The sequence below is a fragment of the Mesorhizobium sp. RCAM 05099 genome, assembly GCF_059683685.1.
Map to the genome: position 1 here is coordinate 6825349 of NZ_CM185035.1, position 16260 is coordinate 6841608.

The 16260-nt window shown below is 62.6% G+C and carries 15 protein-coding genes and 1 other RNA gene; 6 read left to right on the forward strand and 10 right to left on the reverse strand.

Translation table 11 applies throughout. The features are described 5' to 3' along the window. Positions 1 to 10: 10 nt before the first annotated feature. From AC56QQ_RS33790 to ffs, 8 genes are all read right to left on the reverse strand, one after another. Positions 11 to 1654 carry an ABC transporter substrate-binding protein gene (locus tag AC56QQ_RS33790; RefSeq protein ID WP_489859254.1) on the reverse strand — a complete coding sequence of 548 codons (1644 nt, stop codon included), beginning with the start codon at positions 1652 to 1654 and terminating at the stop codon, positions 11 to 13. Positions 1655 to 1917: 263 nt separating this feature from the next. Next, a complete protein-coding gene (locus AC56QQ_RS33795; protein ID WP_497124890.1) occupies positions 1918 to 3168 on the reverse strand; it encodes a lytic murein transglycosylase in 1251 nt (416 codons plus the stop codon). A 25-nt stretch (positions 3169 to 3193) separates the two neighbouring features. Continuing rightward, on the reverse strand, positions 3194 to 3799 hold the full coding sequence (recR, locus tag AC56QQ_RS33800) for a recombination mediator RecR (RefSeq protein ID WP_091584573.1): 606 nt from the start codon (positions 3797 to 3799) through the stop codon (positions 3194 to 3196). Between the two features lie 190 nt (positions 3800 to 3989). After that, positions 3990 to 4985, reverse strand: a complete 996-nt coding sequence (locus tag AC56QQ_RS33805; RefSeq protein WP_497124891.1) for a cell wall hydrolase — start codon at positions 4983 to 4985, stop codon at positions 3990 to 3992. 133 nt (positions 4986 to 5118) lie between these two features. Next, a complete protein-coding gene (locus AC56QQ_RS33810) occupies positions 5119 to 5526 on the reverse strand; it encodes a hypothetical protein (protein WP_497124893.1) in 408 nt (135 codons plus the stop codon). 19 nt (positions 5527 to 5545) lie between these two features. Then, positions 5546 to 5869: a YbaB/EbfC family nucleoid-associated protein gene (locus AC56QQ_RS33815; protein ID WP_013527931.1), complete on the reverse strand. Its 324-nt coding sequence runs from the start codon at positions 5867 to 5869 to the stop codon at positions 5546 to 5548. Between the two features lie 30 nt (positions 5870 to 5899). Next, positions 5900 to 7720: a DNA polymerase III subunit gamma/tau gene (locus tag AC56QQ_RS33820; protein WP_497124895.1), complete on the reverse strand. Its 1821-nt coding sequence runs from the start codon at positions 7718 to 7720 to the stop codon at positions 5900 to 5902. Between the two features lie 105 nt (positions 7721 to 7825). Continuing rightward, positions 7826 to 7922, reverse strand: an RNA gene (gene ffs / locus AC56QQ_RS33825) — signal recognition particle sRNA small type. A 155-nt stretch (positions 7923 to 8077) separates the two neighbouring features. Between ffs and AC56QQ_RS33830 the strand changes: the two genes are divergently transcribed. From AC56QQ_RS33830 to AC56QQ_RS33840, 3 genes are read left to right on the forward strand one after another with little or no spacing between them, the layout of a single operon-like run. Further along, a complete protein-coding gene (locus AC56QQ_RS33830; RefSeq protein ID WP_091584565.1) occupies positions 8078 to 8497 on the forward strand; it encodes an HIT family protein in 420 nt (139 codons plus the stop codon). 54 nt (positions 8498 to 8551) lie between these two features. After that, positions 8552 to 9493, forward strand: coding sequence for an NAD(+) diphosphatase (gene nudC, locus AC56QQ_RS33835; RefSeq protein WP_497124896.1), 942 nt, complete (start codon positions 8552 to 8554; stop codon positions 9491 to 9493). 37 nt (positions 9494 to 9530) lie between these two features. Further along, positions 9531 to 9836, forward strand: coding sequence for a Dabb family protein (locus AC56QQ_RS33840; RefSeq protein ID WP_256748981.1), 306 nt, complete (start codon positions 9531 to 9533; stop codon positions 9834 to 9836). Here AC56QQ_RS33840 and AC56QQ_RS33845 read toward each other — a convergent pair. Continuing rightward, positions 9833 to 10696, reverse strand: a complete 864-nt coding sequence (locus AC56QQ_RS33845) for a prephenate dehydratase (RefSeq protein WP_489859248.1) — start codon at positions 10694 to 10696, stop codon at positions 9833 to 9835. The two genes, AC56QQ_RS33840 and AC56QQ_RS33845, sit on opposite strands and share 4 nt — an antisense overlap. Positions 10697 to 10741: 45 nt before the next feature. After that, positions 10742 to 11470 (reverse strand): 3-deoxy-manno-octulosonate cytidylyltransferase, encoded by a 729-nt coding sequence (locus tag AC56QQ_RS33850; RefSeq protein ID WP_497124897.1) that lies wholly within the window; start codon positions 11468 to 11470, stop codon positions 10742 to 10744. A 193-nt stretch (positions 11471 to 11663) separates the two neighbouring features. On the opposite strand from AC56QQ_RS33850, the gene AC56QQ_RS33855 reads away from it, so the two are divergent. From AC56QQ_RS33855 to AC56QQ_RS33865, 3 genes are all read left to right on the forward strand, one after another. Then, positions 11664 to 12335 carry a c-type cytochrome gene (locus AC56QQ_RS33855; protein WP_489859246.1) on the forward strand — a complete coding sequence of 224 codons (672 nt, stop codon included), beginning with the start codon at positions 11664 to 11666 and terminating at the stop codon, positions 12333 to 12335. A gap of 169 nt (positions 12336 to 12504) precedes the next feature. After that, complete coding sequence (locus AC56QQ_RS33860) at positions 12505 to 14382, forward strand: extracellular solute-binding protein (RefSeq protein WP_497124898.1); 1878 nt, start codon at positions 12505 to 12507, stop codon at positions 14380 to 14382. Continuing rightward, positions 14382 to 16250: an extracellular solute-binding protein gene (locus AC56QQ_RS33865; RefSeq protein WP_497124899.1), complete on the forward strand. Its 1869-nt coding sequence runs from the start codon at positions 14382 to 14384 to the stop codon at positions 16248 to 16250. Before AC56QQ_RS33860 ends, AC56QQ_RS33865 begins: the two co-directional genes overlap by 1 nt. Positions 16251 to 16260: the final 10 nt, after the last annotated feature.

Consider the following 16260-nt stretch of genomic DNA (forward strand, 5'->3'; position numbering starts at 1 on the left):
TCCGCGGGCGTTACTCTTTCGAGACCGGCCCGACGAAGTTGCTGTCGAAGCTCGGGCCGAGCGCGAAGCCCTTGAGGTTCTTGCGCAGTCCGGCCACTTCCAGCTGCTGGTGGATAACGACGAAGGGACTGGTGTCGAGGATCTTCTTCTCGAGGTCCTGGTACGTTGCAGCGCGCTTGGCCGAATCCTTCTCGAGCAGAGCCGCTTCCGTCTCCTTGGTCAGGTCCGGAATGTCCCATGCATTGCGCCAGGCGAGCGTCTTGGTCTTGCCTTCATCCGAATTGTCCGGGTTCGAGGCAAAGGTCTGGGCGTTGGAGTTCGGATCGAAATAATCCTGGCCCCACTGGCCGATATAGATGTCGTGGTTGCGGGCGCGGTACTTGGTCAGCGTCTGCTTGCCGTCGCCGGGGATGATCTCCAGCTTGATGCCGGCCTGCCCCAGTGTCTGCTGGATCGATTCCGCCATGCCGGTCGTCGGCTGGCCGGTGCGTACGTCCATGGTTACGCTGAAGCCGTCAGGCAGGCCGGCCTTGGCCAGCAGTTCCTTGGCTTTGGCGACATCGAGCTTGAACGGATTCTCGTCCAGTTCCCCCAGAACGCCCTTGGGCAGGAAGGTCTGGTGGATCTCGCCAATGCCCTTGAGGATGGTCGAGCTCAACGCATCATAGTCGACGAGATACTTGAACGCCTGGCGAACCTCGGGCTTGGCCAGGTTCGGGTTCTTCTGGTTGAGGCTGATGTAGTAGACGGTGCCCTTGGGCGCGCTGGTGGTGGTGAGATCGGCGTTCTTGGCGATGGCATCGAGGTCGTTCGGCTCGAGGTTGCGGGCAACGTCGATGTCGCCGGCTTCAAGCGCCAGGCGCTGGGCCGAGCTTTCCTTCATGTTGCGATAGATAACGCGGGCAAGCTTGGCCTTCTCGCCGTAGTAATTGTCGTTGCGCTCCAGCACGACAGCCTCGTTGGCGCGCCATTCGCGCAGCTTGAAGACGCCGGAGCCGGCATAGCCGGTCTTCAGCCAGGCATTGCCGAAATCATTGTCCCATTTGTAGTCGGCGCTCGGCGTGACTGCCGCGACATGTTCCTTGACCAGCTTGGCATCGACCACCGAAGCAACGGTTGCCGAGAGGCAATTCAGCACGAAGCTCGGCGCATAGGCCTTGTCGACGACGAACTGGAAGGTGGTGTCATCGACGGCCTTGGCTTTTTCGGCGACGTTGTCGCCGCTTATGCCGAACTGGTCGATGATGAAGGCCGGGCTCTTGTCCAGCTTGACGGCTCGCTCGAACGAATAGGCGACGTCGGCCGCCGTGATCGGATTGCCCGAGGCGAATTTCAGGCCGGGCTTGAGCTTGAACGTGTACGTCAGGCCGTCGTCGGAGACGCTCCAGCTATCGGCGAGGTCGCCCTTGACCTTGGAGGTGTCGCCGAGGTCGAGACGGACAAGCAGATCGTAGGTGTTGCCGGTGACCTCGGCGGTCGACAGTTCGAACGCCTCGCCCGGATCCATGGAGATGATGTCGTCGATGGCGAAGCCCTCGACCAGCGTGTCGGCGGGCGTGACAGCGAAGGCAGGTGCCGCGCCAATGAGCAGCGCCGACATCGCCGCGCCCGCAAGCAAGGTGCGCGAGCGAAGAGCAAACTTTTCCATCATCATGGTGATCGTTCCCTGTTTTGTTGGTTTGTTGACCTGAGTTCCCGGCTCAGGGTTGCAGAATTCTTGTCGGAGCCAGACGATGGCCCTCTAACCCCTTACCGTCGTGGTTTTTGTCCAATTGGTCAACACCCTATCCGGCAGCCTGTCAGCCGGCAACGGGCATTCGCAGGACAGTGCATTGGACCAGAATGGGGCATGGCGTGTCGATGCACATGCCAGCCAATTGCGGCCGCAGATCGGGAAAAATCTGCTAATTTCGGGGGCTATTTCAGCGCCGCGACCAGACTTGCGTCGGGGAAGCAGGTGGCGGCCTGACCATTCTTAGCCTGCCATTCGCCGATCGACCGGCGGGTCTTGAAGCCGGGCAGGCCGTCAGCGCTGCCGACATCGTAGCCCTTGGCTTCCAACGCCCGCTGCAGGGCTGCGATGTCGGAGCGGTAAAGCCCGCCGACCGCGCCCCAATTGCCGGCAAAATTGGCGTCGCCATGGGCGATGCGATCGGCGCCGTGGCCGATGAACAGCGCGTAGAGATCGCTGGTGTTGTATTCCTTCAGCACGTAGAAATTGGGCGTCGCGATAAAGGCCGGCCCGCTGCGCCCGGCCGGCATCAGCAGAAAACCCTCGGCCTTCAGTTCGCTCGCCGGAAATGCTTTTCCGCCGACGCGCTTGATGCCCATCGCCGCCCACGCGGAAATCTTCTTGCCCTGGTCCGGACCTTCGAGCGAACAGGAGACGGTCTCCGGAACGGTCACCTCGAAGCCCCAGCCGCGCCCCCTCACCCAGCCATAGTGAACGAGGTAGTTGGCGATCGAGGCCAGCACGTCCGGTGTCGAGTTCCAGATGTCGGCGCGGCCGTCGCCATCGAAATCCACCGCATGCTTCAGGAACGACGTCGGCATGAACTGCGGCTGGCCGAGCGCACCGGCCCAGGACGATTTCATCGCACCGACCGGAGCCAGCCCGCGTTCGACGATTTCCAGCGCGGCCAGAAGCTCGGTGCGGAAGAAATCCTTCTTGGTCGACATGAACGCCTTGGTGCCCAGCACCTCGAAGGCGTCGTAGGGCATCTTCGCCGCACCGAAGCCGGTCTCGCGGCCCCATATTGCCAGCAACACTTCGCCCGGCACGCCATAGCGCTTTTCGATTGCGGCAAGTGTCCTGGCATTGGTGGCTTCGCGCGCGCGGCCGCCCGCAGTGACGGCGCCAATGGTCTTTTCGGCGAAGTAGGCGCCGGGTGAGCCGAACTCAGCCTGGTGCTGCTTCTGCGGCGTCGTCGCCTTCTCGCCCGGCTTCACCAGGTCGGGCAGCTTCAGATTGGGCTTGATGCCATCGAAAGCGGCATCGAAGGTCTTTTTGGAAATGCCTTTCGCCTTGGCTTGCGGCCACAGGTCGTTCTGCAGCCAGGCGCGGAACTGATCTTCGATCCTGGCGGCTGACGCCGGAGCCGTCGAGACCGTCACCGCGAAGGCGAGGCAGAGAAAGACGAGGGTCGATTTCACAAAAGCAGGAACCATCTGCATCCCCTGCCCGCCAATTGCGTCAAAACGCCGTCCGCGAGCGCAGCGCCGCGGCCAGCGTTCCCTCGTCGAGATAGTCGAGTTCACCACCAACCGGCACGCCATGCGCGAGCCGCGTCACCTTGATGTCGAAGCCGGACAGCTGGTCGGTGAGGTAGTGCGCGGTCGTCTGGCCCTCCACCGTCGCGTTGACGGCGATGATGACCTCCTTGACCTCACCACCGGCGACGCGGTCGATCAGCGAGCGGATGTTGAGCTGGTCGGGGCCGATGCCGTCGAGCGGCGACAGCGTACCGCCGAGCACGTGGTAGCGCACATTCATCGCCGCCGCCCGTTCGAGCGCCCACAGGTCGGAAACGTCCTCGACGACGATGATGGTAGCGGCGTCACGGCGCGGATCGGTGCAGATCATGCAGGGGTCCGACGTATCGACATTGCCGCAGGTCGAGCAGATGCGCACCTTTTCGGCCGCCTCGCCCATGGCGGCGGCGAGCGGCGACAACAGCTGCTCCTTCTTCTTGATCAGATGAAGCGCGGCGCGCCTGGCCGAACGCGGACCCAACCCCGGCACCTTGGCCAGGAGCTGGATCAGGCGTTCGATCTCGGGACCGGCGATTCGCTTGGACATCGCTCTGATCTAGAGCAATTCCAGGAAAAGTGCGAAGCGGTTTTCCGTCCGGAATTGCGTCAAAATGAAAAGTGGGAACAGTTCACCGTTTCCACGAAACGGTGAACCGTTCCAGGATTTTTCAGAGCGCTTTGGAACATCCAGCATCGGCAAGACCCGCCATATTGCGCTGGCGGACCCTGGAGTGCGATCAGTTGGCTTCGAGCGGCCGGCTCTGGCTGACGATCATCGCGCCGATGGCGTCGGTGTCGTCCGGCGTCGACTGGAACCCCATCGACGCCTCCTGCGGCGCGTTCTGGACCGAGCTGATGACCCTTTTGTTCAACGTTCCGCCAAAACGGGCGGCATCGGGTTCTTCCATCGGCTCCTGCATCGCCACCACTATCGGCTTGGCCGAGACGCGCGCCGACTTTGCCGCCGGCGCAGCAGATGCGGTCACATAAGCCTGCTGGGCAGGGGCGGTGCGGGCGGTCGCCGTCTTGGGCTGATGTGCCGGTTCGACCGAGGCAGTCATAAAGGCCTGTTGCGCCGGAGCGGCACGGACAGACGTCTTGGCCGGACGCGCCGGGTCCGCGGAAGCGACAAGCACGGCAGGTACGGGGGCTGGCGTCGCGGCCGAGGCGATGGCGACGGTCGGCTCATCCGGCAGCGGCTGCCAGTTGCGGCCGCGCTTCTCGTAGAAGGCATTGCCGCCGGCAACCATGGTGTAGTGCATGTTCTTGTAGGGGAACCGCAGCCCGGCGGTGTGGAAATACATCGTGTTCTTGAGCTTGGCCTTGCGCTCGCCCTTGAGCACGGCGTCGGCGGCTTCCTCGACATCGGGCATCGCCCGCGAATTCATTGGCCGGGTCATGACGCCGGGCGCGAACTGCCCGCGCTCGCCCACCACCTCGCAGATGGTGCTGCCGTGGTTGCCGGAGCGCAGCCGATTCATCACCACAGTGCCGACCGCGATCATGCCGTCGCGGCTCGACCGGTTGGACTCGAAGAACATCGCCCTCTCCAGGCATTCCTTGTCCTTCGGCGTGTGGCTGTAGGCCCGCGAGCTCAGGAAACTCGGCGTTATGGCGTCAGTCAGGCTTGCCACGGACATGCCGTGCGAAGTGGTCTGACTGCAAGCGGCCAAGAACAGGGGAGACGTAACGACGCCGAGCAACAGCGGCGTCTTCCATCGCATGGCAATCAACAGGTAACCCTCTCACTTCGATGCCCGCCCCCAGGCTGCGGCAAGAATGAGACACTTTCAGGCAAAATGATGGCTAAAACGTTATTAATGAGGCACTGTTGCCAAATGGGCACAAATGCATGGTTTTTCCCGGTTAGCGCGCGGCCGGCACTGCGGGTGGCTGGCCAGGCTCGACCTCTTCGACTTTCTCGGAAAACAGCCCTCTCTCGAGGAACAATTCCCGCGCGTTCCTGGCCGCGGGAGCGATCTTTCCCGGCCAATCGCTCTCGATGAACTCAGCCTTGGTGAAGTCCGGATTTGTCTCGCAGGCCGCCTCGAGGAATTCAGCGATCTCCAGCACGATCGCGCGTTCGTCCCGCGAAAGCGCCGATGTGCCGGCCTCGATCGACGGGCGATGCACGAAATCCTCGAACAGATCGAAATAACCCTTGATGCCGACGAGATCGACGCCCGCATCGCAATCGGCCAGGATTTCCAGAATCTCGTAGATCCGGTTGCGGATACGCTGCTCGATCAGTCTTTCGGACGGCTCTTCGGTCATGGCGTGCCGCCACTGAACGCTAGAAGGGCAGTTTCATTCCTGGCGGGATCGGCAGTCCCGCGGTCAGCGCCTTGGTCTTTTCCTGCATGATCTGCTCGACCTTGGTCTTGGCGTCATTGTGGGCGGCGAGAACTAGGTCCTCCAGGATCTCGACATCGTCCTCCTTGAACAAGGACGGGTCGATCTTCAGCGACTTCATCTCGAATTTTCCGGTCAGCGTCACGTTAACCAGGCCACCGCCGGCCTGGCCGGATGCTTCCAGCGTGGCGATCTCGTCCTGCATGGCCTGGAACTTGGCCTGCATTTCCTTCGCCTTGCCCATCAGGCCGAGAAGATCTTTCATGGTCGGGTCCTTTGCGAATACTTGCTGGGATCAGGTCTCGTCGTCGTCCGCCGGCGGTTCGACCGGCAAATCGGCTTCAGCCGTCTCGGCTTCCGGCGCGTCGGGAATGCGCACGTCGATGATCTTCGCACCGGGAAAGCGCGCCAGGATGGCGGCGACGGTCGGGTCGCTCTTGGCATCGAGGAAGGCATTCTCGCGCTTGGTCGATTCCATTTCGGCAAGGGTCTGGCCGCCCTCCTCCTTCGACAGCGAGACCAGCCAGTTGCGCCCGGTCCAGGCGCGCAACTTCGTCGTCAGGTCGTTGAGCAGCATCTTGGGCGCGTCGCTGGTCAGGCCGACATCGATACGGCCGGGCTCGATACGCACGAGACGGATGCAGCTTTTGACCAACACCTTGAAGGCGATGTCACGCTGCGCGTCGGCAAGGGCAACGATGTCGGCCAGCGATTTCAGCGGTATTTGCTGCGTCTCCAGCACCGGTTGCGGTGGCGCGACAAAGGCGACGGGAGCAGGCGCCGCCTCGACCAGCCGCATGGTCTGCGCACCGCCCGGTCCGGCAGGCATGCGCGTCTGCGCCACCGCGCTGGCGCTGGCGCTGCCATTGCCAGAACCTGCTGGCGCTCCATTCGGGCGCGTCGCGCCATTTTGAACCGGTGCCGCGCCCTCAAGCGATCTCAGCGCCTCGTCCAGCGTCGGCAGGTCGGCGGCATGCGCCAGCCGGATCAGCACCATCTCGGCGGCACTGACCGGCCGGTTGGAGGACTGCACCTCGGGAATGCCCTTGAGCAGCATCTGCCATGTCCGCGACAACACCCTGACCGACAGCGTCCTGGCGAAATCGGCGCCGCGCTGCCGCTCGCCCTCGGACAGCGAAGCATCCTCGATTGCCGTCGGCACGAAACGCAGCCGGGTGACGAGGTGGTTGAACTCGGCAAGATCGATCAGCACGGCGGCCGGATCGGCGCCGGTGTCGTACTGCGTGCGGAATTCGGCCAATGCCGCCGCCACGTCGCCCTTCATCACATGTTCGAACAGGTCGACGATGCGGGCGCGGTCGGCGAGCCCGAGCATCGCCCGTACGGCATCGGCACTGACGGAGCCGGCGCCGTGCGCGATCGCCTGGTCGAGGATGGAGAGCGAGTCGCGGGCCGAGCCTTCGGCCGCGCGCGCGATCATAGCCAGCGCGTCGTCGTCGACCGAAATGCCTTCCTTGGCCGAAATCGAGGAGAGGTGGGCGACCAGCGCACCTGCATCGATGCGCCTCAGGTCAAAACGCTGGCAGCGCGACAGGACGGTGATCGGAACCTTGCGGATCTCGGTGGTGGCGAAGATGAACTTGACGTGCGGCGGCGGCTCTTCCAGCGTCTTCAGCAGGCCGTTGAAGGCCTGCGTGGAAAGCATGTGCACTTCGTCGATGATGTAGACTTTGTAGCGGGCCGAGACCGGTGCGTAGCGCACGCGCTCGATGATATCCCTGATATCGTCGATGCCGGTGTGCGAGGCGGCATCCATCTCGATGACGTCGACATGGCGGCCTTCCATGATTGCCTGGCAATGCTCGCCGAGCACGGCAAGGTCGACCGAAGGCTGGTCCATATCGGCGGTTTTGTAATTCAGGGCCCGTGCAAGTATGCGCGCCGTCGTGGTCTTGCCGACACCGCGCACGCCGGTCAGCATCCACGCCTGGGCTATGCGGCCGGTGGCAAAGGCGTTGGTGAGGGTACGCACCATCGGCTCCTGGCCGACCAGCTCGGAGAAATTCGAGGGACGGTACTTGCGCGCCAGCACGCGATAGGCGACGGCCTTGCCATTCTCCAGGCTTTCTGGTCCCGAATTTCCGGCTTCGCTCATTCGCCCGTAAAGCTCCAAATGGCCGCGCCCTAAGGCGGCCGATTCCTGCGCATAGTCTCGCTCGCGCTGCAATGCGTCGTCAATGTCGCGAGAGGGGCCGATGAGGTGGGAGGCTGGAACAATGACCCGTTCCGGGCTCGTTAGGGCTGCTTCCTTCCGGACCTGACCCGGTTGGCGAGTGGATCGTCCACCACCAACCTCCCGCTTCCCATATCGGCAATTCGGCGATGAAATGCAAGTGCGCACGAGAATTGGCACACCAAACCGTGAGGGGCATAATGATTCGCTTGCAGCCCCTGTGCCGCCGCTCTAGCGTTTATGCGGTTGAAAAAAACACGAAACGTAAGGGAAACGCCGATGCTGCCGGGCCTGAAGGCCGGATTCACGCTGGATGCCCGGCTGGAGGCGGACAGCGAGCAGTTGATGTGGCTTGGGCTATGCGAATTGCGGGTGATGAACGATCGCCGCTGGCCATGGCTGCTGCTTGTGCCGCAGCGGCCGGGCGCGGAGGAAATCCACGACATGACCCCGCTCGACCAGGCAATGCTGACCTTCGAGACCAATATGGTGGCGCAAGCGCTGAAGAAGGCGACTGGCTGCACCAAGATCAACACCGGCGCGCTCGGCAACATCGTGCGCCAGTTGCACATCCATGTCATCGCACGTTCGGAAGGCGATCCCGGCTGGCCCGGCCCGGTGTGGGGGCACGGCCTGCGCGAGCCCTACAAGCGTTCCGACCTGCGCCGGTTTGCCGAAACGATAAGGGCGGCGCTATAAGCCTTCCCCTGTGTTCATCCCAAGACATGTCCATCCCAAAGCACCAGAGTCCGCATGAGCTTTCGCCTGTTTGACGCGCCCTTGCGCGAGCCGAGCCAGTTCGTCGGCTTTGCCGGCAACACGATCGACCGGCAATCCGAGAACCGCGCCGACGATTCGGTCGACCAGGCGCTGGCCGATCCGACGACGCGGCTGCTTTTGATGAATGGCGGCCGGCTCTACCTGAAGCTCGGGAACAGCAGTCTCGACCCCTGGTTCGGCGTCGCCGAGAGCCAGCCCTTCAAGGTTTCGCTTGCCGACGGCGTCCTGCTCGGCTTTTCCGAACAAGGACCCGTGCTGGCCGTGCCGGCCGGCGTCGATGCCGAACAGCTGCCCGAAACCATCAAGGCGATCGACTACCGATCGGTCTACATGCAAGGGCTGATCGATGAAGCGGCCGCCGGCGCGATGGCGCAAGGTGCTGCCCTGCTCGCCTGGCATGCAAGCCATCGTTTCTGCAGCAAGTGTGGTACCGAATCACAGATGCGGGCGGGCGGCTACAAGCGGCATTGCCCGAATTGCGGTACCGAACATTTTCCGCGCACCGACCCGGTGGCGATCATGCTGACGACGACGCGGGAGAAATGCCTGCTTGGGCGCGGCCGGCATTTCGCGCCGGGCATGTATTCGGCCCTTGCCGGTTTCATCGAGCCGGGCGAAACGATCGAGGCAGCGGTGCGCCGCGAAACGCTGGAGGAGGCCGGCATAAGGCTGGGCCGTGTCGTCTACCATGCCAGCCAGCCCTGGCCGTTTCCCTATTCGCTGATGATCGGCTGCTTCGGCGAGCCGCTCAATGAAGACATCCAGGCCGACCTCAACGAGTTGGAGGACTGCCGCTGGTTTGCCCGCGACGAAGTGCGCCTGATGCTTGCCAGGGAGCATCCCGGCAATCTGATCACGCCGCCGAAAGGCGCCATCGCGCACCATCTTATCCGCGCCTGGGTCGATGCCGAATAATGCCCGCGAATACTGAAAGACATTCCAGGAGAGACAAATGATCCGTCACACCGTCGTCTTCACGCTGAAGCATGCGCCACACTCGCTGGAGGAAAAGCGGTTTCTCGTCGACGCCAGGAAAATCCTCTCGGCGATCCGGGGCGTCACGCATTTCGAACAGTTGCGGCAGGTCAGCCCCAAGAACGACTACCAGTTCGGCTTCTCGATGGAGTTCGCCGATCAGGCCGCCTATACGAGGTACAACGATCATCCCGACCATGTCGCCTTCGTGCGCGATCGTTGGATTCCGGAAGTCGAGAAATTCCTCGAAATCGACTATGTGCCGCTCGGCGCGGTGATTTAGTCCGCCACCTTCCACTGCTCGCGTGACTCACTGGCCGGATAGACGCCAAGGATCCGCACCTCGCGCGAGAAGAAGCGAAGCTCGTCCAGCGCCAGCTTGACCAGCGGATCGTCGGGATGGCCCTCGATGTCGGCGTAAAACAGCGTCGCCGTGAAAGCTCCCAGCTGGTAGCTCTCCAGCTTGGTCATGTTGATGCCGTTGGTGGCGAAGCCGCCCATCGCCTTGTAGAGCGCGGCCGGTACGTTGCGGACGCGGAAAATGAAGGTCGTCATCATCTTGGCGTCGGCCGAGGGGCGTTCGGCCCACTGCTTGTTCTTGGTCAGAACGACGAAGCGCGTGACGTTGCTGTCGGTGTCCTCGACATTCTCCTCGATGATGTCGAGCCCGTAGAGCTTCGCTGCCAAAGCCGGCGCCAGAGCGGCCATCGTGCGGTCCTTGACCTCGGAGACCAGCTTGGCGGCGCCAGCCGTGTCGCCAGCGACGATCGCCTTCCAGCCGTTCTTGCGGATGTATTTGCGGCACTGGCCAAGCGCGTGGATATGGCTGTGCACGGTCTTGATCTCGTCGCGCTTGACGCCCGGCAGCACCATCAGCTGGAAATGGATCGGCAGGAAATATTCGCCGACGATGTGCAGCTTCGACTCCGGCAAAAGGTGATGGATGTCGGCGACGCGCCCGGCAATGGTGTTCTCGATCGGGATCATGGCGAGATCGGCCTTGCCCGTCTCGACGGCATTGAACGCGTCCTCGAAGGTCGGGCACGGCAACGGCTCCATCGTGGGATAGACGTTGCGGGAGGCGGTGTCGGAATTGGCGCCCGGCTCGCCCTGGAACGATATTCTGTTGGTCTTTTCAGGCATGGGCCAAGTCTCGGTTCAAAGGGGTCTCGGGTTCGAAGGGATGTCTCAGGTCGAAAGGATGGTTCTGGCGCGTTCGAGGTCTTCGGGCGTGTCGACACCGAGCGGCAGCGAACGCACGATCTCGGCATCGATGCGCATGCCGGCCTCCAGCGCCCGCAGCTGCTCCAGCCGCTCGCGACGTTCGAGCTGTGACGGCTTCAGCGCGACGAAGCGCTCGAGCGCGGCGCGGCGGTAGGCATAGAGGCCGACATGATGATAGAGCGGCCCTTCGCCCCATGGCGCGGTGGCGCGGGTGAAATAAAGCGCCCTCAGCCGCGTGCCGGAGAGCGGCGAACCGACGATCTTGACGACGTTCGGATTGGTCTTCTCCTCGTCGCGGACGATCTCGACGCCGAGCGTGGCGATATCCACGGCCGCATTCTCGAAAGGCCTGAGCGAAGCGCCGATTATATCGGGATCGATGGTCGGCAGGTCGCCCTGAACGTTGACGATCGTTTCGACCTTTCTTGCAGGATCGAGGATCGTCAACGCTTCGAAGATGCGGTCGGAACCCGATTCGTGGTCCATGCGCGTCATCACGGCCTCGAAACCATGCGCGCGCACCGCTTCCGCCACGCTTTGCGTGTCGGTCGCCACCACCACTCGGCCGAGGCCGGCCTCGGCGGCGCGGCGGGCGACATGGACGATCATCGGCGCGCCCGCGATGTCAGCAAGCGGCTTGCCCGGCAGGCGCGTCGAGGCCATGCGGGCCGGGATCAGGATCAACGTGGACATCGCAAGCGACAGGCGTCTCAAAAGTGGAAGGGAAAAGTGGCAAAAGGTCTCACTGGAAGCGCCCTTATAGGTGTTGCAACGCCCGAGCAAAAGACCTAGTTTCCGCCCGATTTGACCGGCTCTGGAGGGCAGGTCTCGATACCGACGGACGGAGTGGACGGTTCGGTCCGCCGGAAAAGGGAGCAAGGGGCGTATGGATTCCAACGAAGTCAACAAGCTGCTCGCCGGATTGCTCGGAACCGTTTTCGTGGTGTTCTCGGTCGGCCTTGTGTCCAATGCGCTGTTTGCCTCGCCGCCCCCGGAAAAGCCCGGTTTCGCCATCGAGGCCGCCGAGCCCGCCGAAGGCGGCCCGGCCGCTCCGGCTGCCGAAGCCAAGCCGATCGCCGACCTGCTGGCGACCGCCAATGTCGAAGCGGGCGCAGCGGTCTTCAAGAAATGCCAGGCCTGCCATTCCGGTGAAAAGGGCGGCCCGAACAAGGTCGGCCCCGATCTGTGGGATCTCGTCGACCGCCCCGTCGCCGAACATGCAGGCTTCGCCTATTCGGCCGGCATGAAGGAATTCTCCAAGGGCGGCACCGAGAAGTGGACCTACGACAACATCAACCACTTCATCACCTCGCCAAAGAAATTCGTGAAAGGCACGGCCATGGGCTTCGCCGGTCTGCCCAAGGACGAGGACCGCGCCAACGTCATCGCCTATCTGCGCACGCTTTCGGACAATCCCAAGCCGCTGCCGGCGCCAGGGGCCGCCGCCGATGCGACGGCGCCCGCCAAGCCGGCTGAGGCCGCACCGGCAAAGCCGGCGGCGCCAGCCGCTCCCGCTGCACCGGCTCCGGCCGCACCGGCACCGGCGCCTGCCCAATAACCAGATATCATTTCGACGATCTTGAAAAAGCCGGGTTCAGCCCGGCTTTTTCGTTAGGACAAACGCATATACGGCGACAAAGCCGCGCATGGCGGTTTTCACGAGCGCCAAATCATCTAGATTGCCTTTCTGGACTGATCCAGGACAGGCATCGCGAAGAGGATAGTGCATGACGGTTGGCCGAACGCTTCTCAAGTCGTTGCTGGCGGCAGCCCTTCTGGGGGCGGGATTGCAGACCACCCGTGCCGACGAATGGCGCACCACCTCATCGCTGATCGGCGAGTCCAAATACGGCGACAATTTCCAGCACTACGACTACGTCAACCCTGATGCGCCAAAGGGCGGCACGCTGAATTCGGTGGTGCTCGGTACCTTCGACAGCTTCAACCCCTATGTCGTCCAGGGATCGCCGGCGGCGGGCCTTGTCGGATTCGGCGGTGGCCTGCTCTACGACACGCTGATGGAGCAGGCCACCGACGAAGGCAGCACCAGCCATCCGCTGATCGCCGATGCCTACAAGTATCCGGCCGACTATTCCTCGGCGACCTACCGGCTCGACCCGCGCGCGAAATGGCACGACGGCCAGCCGATCACCGTCGATGACGTGATCTGGTCGTTCCAGGTGCTGAAGGCCAACAGCCCGCAATACAGCCGCTATTTCGAGAATGTCACCGACGCGGTGGCCGTCTCCGACCGCGAGGTCGAGTTCCATTTCAGCCAGAAGGGCAACCGCGAACTGCCCAAGATCATCGGCGATCTCGCCGTGCTGCCGAAACACTGGTGGGAGGGCACCGATGCCAGCGGCAAAAAGCGCGACGTCACCAAGCCGACACTGGAAATTCCGCTTGGCTCGGCCGCCTACAAGATCGCCAGCTTCAAGCCAGGCTCGGAAATCATCTGGCAACGCGTGCCGGACTACTGGGCGGCCAAGCTGCCGGTAAAGATCGGTCGCGAGAATTTCGACAGGCGGCGCTATACCTATATCCTCGATGACAATGCCGCCTGGCTGGCCTTCACCAAGGGTGGGCTGGAAGACATCCACCGGGAGTACAGCTCGCGCAAATGGGCGACCGCCTATAATTTCCCGGCATTCCAGACTGGCGACGTCATCAAGAAGGACTTCCAGACCCAGTCGCCAGAACCGATGCAGGGCTTCGTCCTCAACCAGCGTCGGCCGCTGTTCCAGGATCGCCTGGTGCGGGAGGCGCTCACCATCCCGTTCGATTTCGAGAGCATGAACCGCACCCTGTTCTTCGGCTTCAACACCCGCACATCCAGCTATTTCCAGGGCACGAACCTGGCATCGAGCGGATTGCCGCAAGGCAAGGAACTGGAGATCCTGGAAAGGTTTCGCGACAAGCTGCCGCCCGAACTCTTCACCCAGGAATTCAAGCTGCCCGTCTACGATTCGCCACAAGCGGAACGGAAGTACCTCAAGCAGGCGGTCGATCTCTTAGCCAAGGCCGGCTGGGTCATCAAAGGTGGCAAGATGGTCAATGCCAAGACCGGCGAGCCATTGAAGTTCGAGATCCTCGGCTGGAACGACACGGACCAGGTGATCGCCAGTCCCTACATCGCCAATCTGCGCAAGATCGGAATCGCCGCCACTTTGCGCATCATCGACCAGACCCAGTATATCAACCGCGTCAACAATTTCGATTTCGATGTCGTCACGGGCCTGTTCGGCCAATCGGATTCGCCCGGCAATGAGCAACGCGATTTCTGGAGCTCGAAGGCCGCCGACGCGCCTGGTTCGCGCAATCTGATGGGCATCAAGGACCCGATCGTCGACGCACTGGTCGACCGCATCATCTTCGCCACCGACCGTGATGACCTTGTCGCTGCCACCCACGCGCTCGACCGCGTTCTGCTGTGGAACTTCTACGTCGTGCCACAATATCACCGGTCCGCGGTCTGGCTGGCCTATTGGAACAAGTTCGGCTTCCCCGACAAGCAACCTGCTTATGTCGGCGCCGATATCGACTCCTGGTGGATCGACCTCGACAAGGAGAAGGCGCTGGCGGCCAAGTACAGGGGTAGCAATTGATGGCGGTCCTGCCTCGCCGCGATTTCCTGGCATTGGGCGGCGCTGCCGCGGCCGCCGCTCTTTTGCCCGGCCGGGCCTTCGCCAACATCGCGACCGGCACCAAGCTGCACGGCCTGTCTGCCTTCGGCGACCTCAAATACAAACCGGATTTCACACATTTCGACTATGTCAATGTCGACGCACCGACTGGCGGCATATTCAATTTCGCGCCACCGAACTGGGGCTACAACCAGGACACGCAGACCTTCAACACGCTGAATTCCTTCGCCAACAAAGGCGACGCGCCGCCGCGCATGGAGATGTGTTTCGATGCGCTGATGGTATCAGCGCTCGATGAGCCGGACGCCGTCTATGGCGAGATCGCCGACGGCGTGACGCTGTCGGACGACCGCAACGGCTTCACCTTCTCGCTTCGCTCGCAGGCCCGCTTCCACGACGGCACGCCGCTGACGGCACAAGACGCCGCTTTCACCTTCAAGCTATACAAGGACAAGGGTCACCCCGACCTGTCGCTGTCGCTCACGCATATGGTCGACGCCGTCGCCGTGGACGACCGCACGCTGCGGCTGACTTTTTCCGGCAAGCAATCCGCCCGCACCGTTCTCAACATCGTGCAGTTCCCGATCCTGTCGAGGGCTTTCTACACGGCAAACCCGTTCGACAGTTCGCAACTGAACCCGCCGCTTGGCTCGGGTGCCTACAAGGTCGGGAGCTTCTCGGCCGGCGCATGGATCGAGTATGAGCGTGTGGCGGACTATTGGGGACGCGACCTCCCGGTCAATCGTGGCCTGAACAATTTCGACATCATCCGCATCGAGTTCTATCAGAATCGCACGGCCGGTTTCGAAGCCTTCAAGAAGGGCGAGATCACCTATCGCGAAGAATTCACCTCGCGCGTCTGGGCCACCGCCTACGACTTCCCCGCACTGACGGCCGGCAAAGTGGTCAAGCACGAATTTCCGGCTGAAAAGAAGCCCGCCATGCAGGGGACCGCGGTCAATCAACGACGCGAGCAGTTTCGCGACGCCCGGGTGCGGCAGGCGATCGCACTGTGCTTCGACTTCGAATGGACGCGGCGCAATTTCTTCTACGGCTCCTACGAACGCTCGCAATCCTGCTTCGAGAAATCGGCCTTCCGCGCCGAAGGGCCGCCTTCTCCGGAAGAACTGGCCCTGCTGGAGCCGCTGCGCAGCCAGCTTCCGGCGGAAGTCTTCGGCGAGGCTGTGACGCAGCCCGCATCCGACGGCTCCGGCCGCGACCGCAAACTGCTTGGCAAGGCGGCAAAGCTTCTGGGCGCCGCGGGCTGGAAACGGTCGGGCGACTTTGTCGTCAACGACAAGGGCAGCAGGCTTTCGGCCGAGTTCATGGTCGATGACGATACCTTCGTGCAGATCTATTCGCCCTGGGTCGCGAACATGAAGGCGATCGGCATCGACGCCACCATCCGGCTGGTGGATTCGGCGCAATATCAGTCCAGACAAGCGACGTTCGACTTCGATCTGCTGTCGGCCGCCTTCTCGTTCAGCGCGACGCCGACGCGCGACGATATCGAAGTCTTCTTCCACTCGAGCACCGCCAACGTCTCCGGCTCCCGAAATTTGCCGGGCGTGGCGGACCCCGCGATCGATACGCTGATCGATGCCGTGGGCGCGGCAAAGGATCGTGAAACCCTGACCGTGGCGATGCGGGCGCTTGACCGGGTCTTGCGCGCGCGGCGCGATTGGATTCCTAGTTGGTTCCTGGCGAATCACCGAAGCGCCTATTGGGACATGTTCGGCTTTCCCGAACAGAAGCCCGATTTCGGCTTTCCGGTCGAGGCGCTGTGGTGGTTCGATAAGGGCAAGGCGGCAAAAATTGGCAAAGGCTGAGATATCAGTC

What these genes read in the sequence shown, in the direction of transcription:
- recR (WP_091584573.1), bottom strand. Translation starts at nt 3,799, where the DNA reads ATGTCCAAGCGAATCGCCGGTCCCGAGATCGAACGCCTGATCCAGCTC.
- AC56QQ_RS33865 (WP_497124899.1), top strand. Translation starts at nt 14,382, where the DNA reads ATGGCGGTCCTGCCTCGCCGCGATTTCCTGGCATTGGGCGGCGCTGCC.
- AC56QQ_RS33845 (WP_489859248.1), bottom strand. Translation starts at nt 10,696, where the DNA reads ATGCCTGAAAAGACCAACAGAATATCGTTCCAGGGCGAGCCGGGCGCC.
- AC56QQ_RS33815 (WP_013527931.1), bottom strand. Translation starts at nt 5,869, where the DNA reads ATGAAAGATCTTCTCGGCCTGATGGGCAAGGCGAAGGAAATGCAGGCC.
- AC56QQ_RS33855 (WP_489859246.1), top strand. Translation starts at nt 11,664, where the DNA reads ATGGATTCCAACGAAGTCAACAAGCTGCTCGCCGGATTGCTCGGAACC.
- AC56QQ_RS33795 (WP_497124890.1), bottom strand. Translation starts at nt 3,168, where the DNA reads ATGGTTCCTGCTTTTGTGAAATCGACCCTCGTCTTTCTCTGCCTCGCC.
- AC56QQ_RS33830 (WP_091584565.1), top strand. Translation starts at nt 8,078, where the DNA reads ATGCTGCCGGGCCTGAAGGCCGGATTCACGCTGGATGCCCGGCTGGAG.
- AC56QQ_RS33840 (WP_256748981.1), top strand. Translation starts at nt 9,531, where the DNA reads ATGATCCGTCACACCGTCGTCTTCACGCTGAAGCATGCGCCACACTCG.
- AC56QQ_RS33820 (WP_497124895.1), bottom strand. Translation starts at nt 7,720, where the DNA reads ATGAGCGAAGCCGGAAATTCGGGACCAGAAAGCCTGGAGAATGGCAAG.
- AC56QQ_RS33790 (WP_489859254.1), bottom strand. Translation starts at nt 1,654, where the DNA reads ATGATGATGGAAAAGTTTGCTCTTCGCTCGCGCACCTTGCTTGCGGGC.
- nudC (WP_497124896.1), top strand. Translation starts at nt 8,552, where the DNA reads ATGAGCTTTCGCCTGTTTGACGCGCCCTTGCGCGAGCCGAGCCAGTTC.
- AC56QQ_RS33860 (WP_497124898.1), top strand. Translation starts at nt 12,505, where the DNA reads ATGACGGTTGGCCGAACGCTTCTCAAGTCGTTGCTGGCGGCAGCCCTT.
- AC56QQ_RS33810 (WP_497124893.1), bottom strand. Translation starts at nt 5,526, where the DNA reads ATGACCGAAGAGCCGTCCGAAAGACTGATCGAGCAGCGTATCCGCAAC.
- AC56QQ_RS33850 (WP_497124897.1), bottom strand. Translation starts at nt 11,470, where the DNA reads ATGTCCACGTTGATCCTGATCCCGGCCCGCATGGCCTCGACGCGCCTG.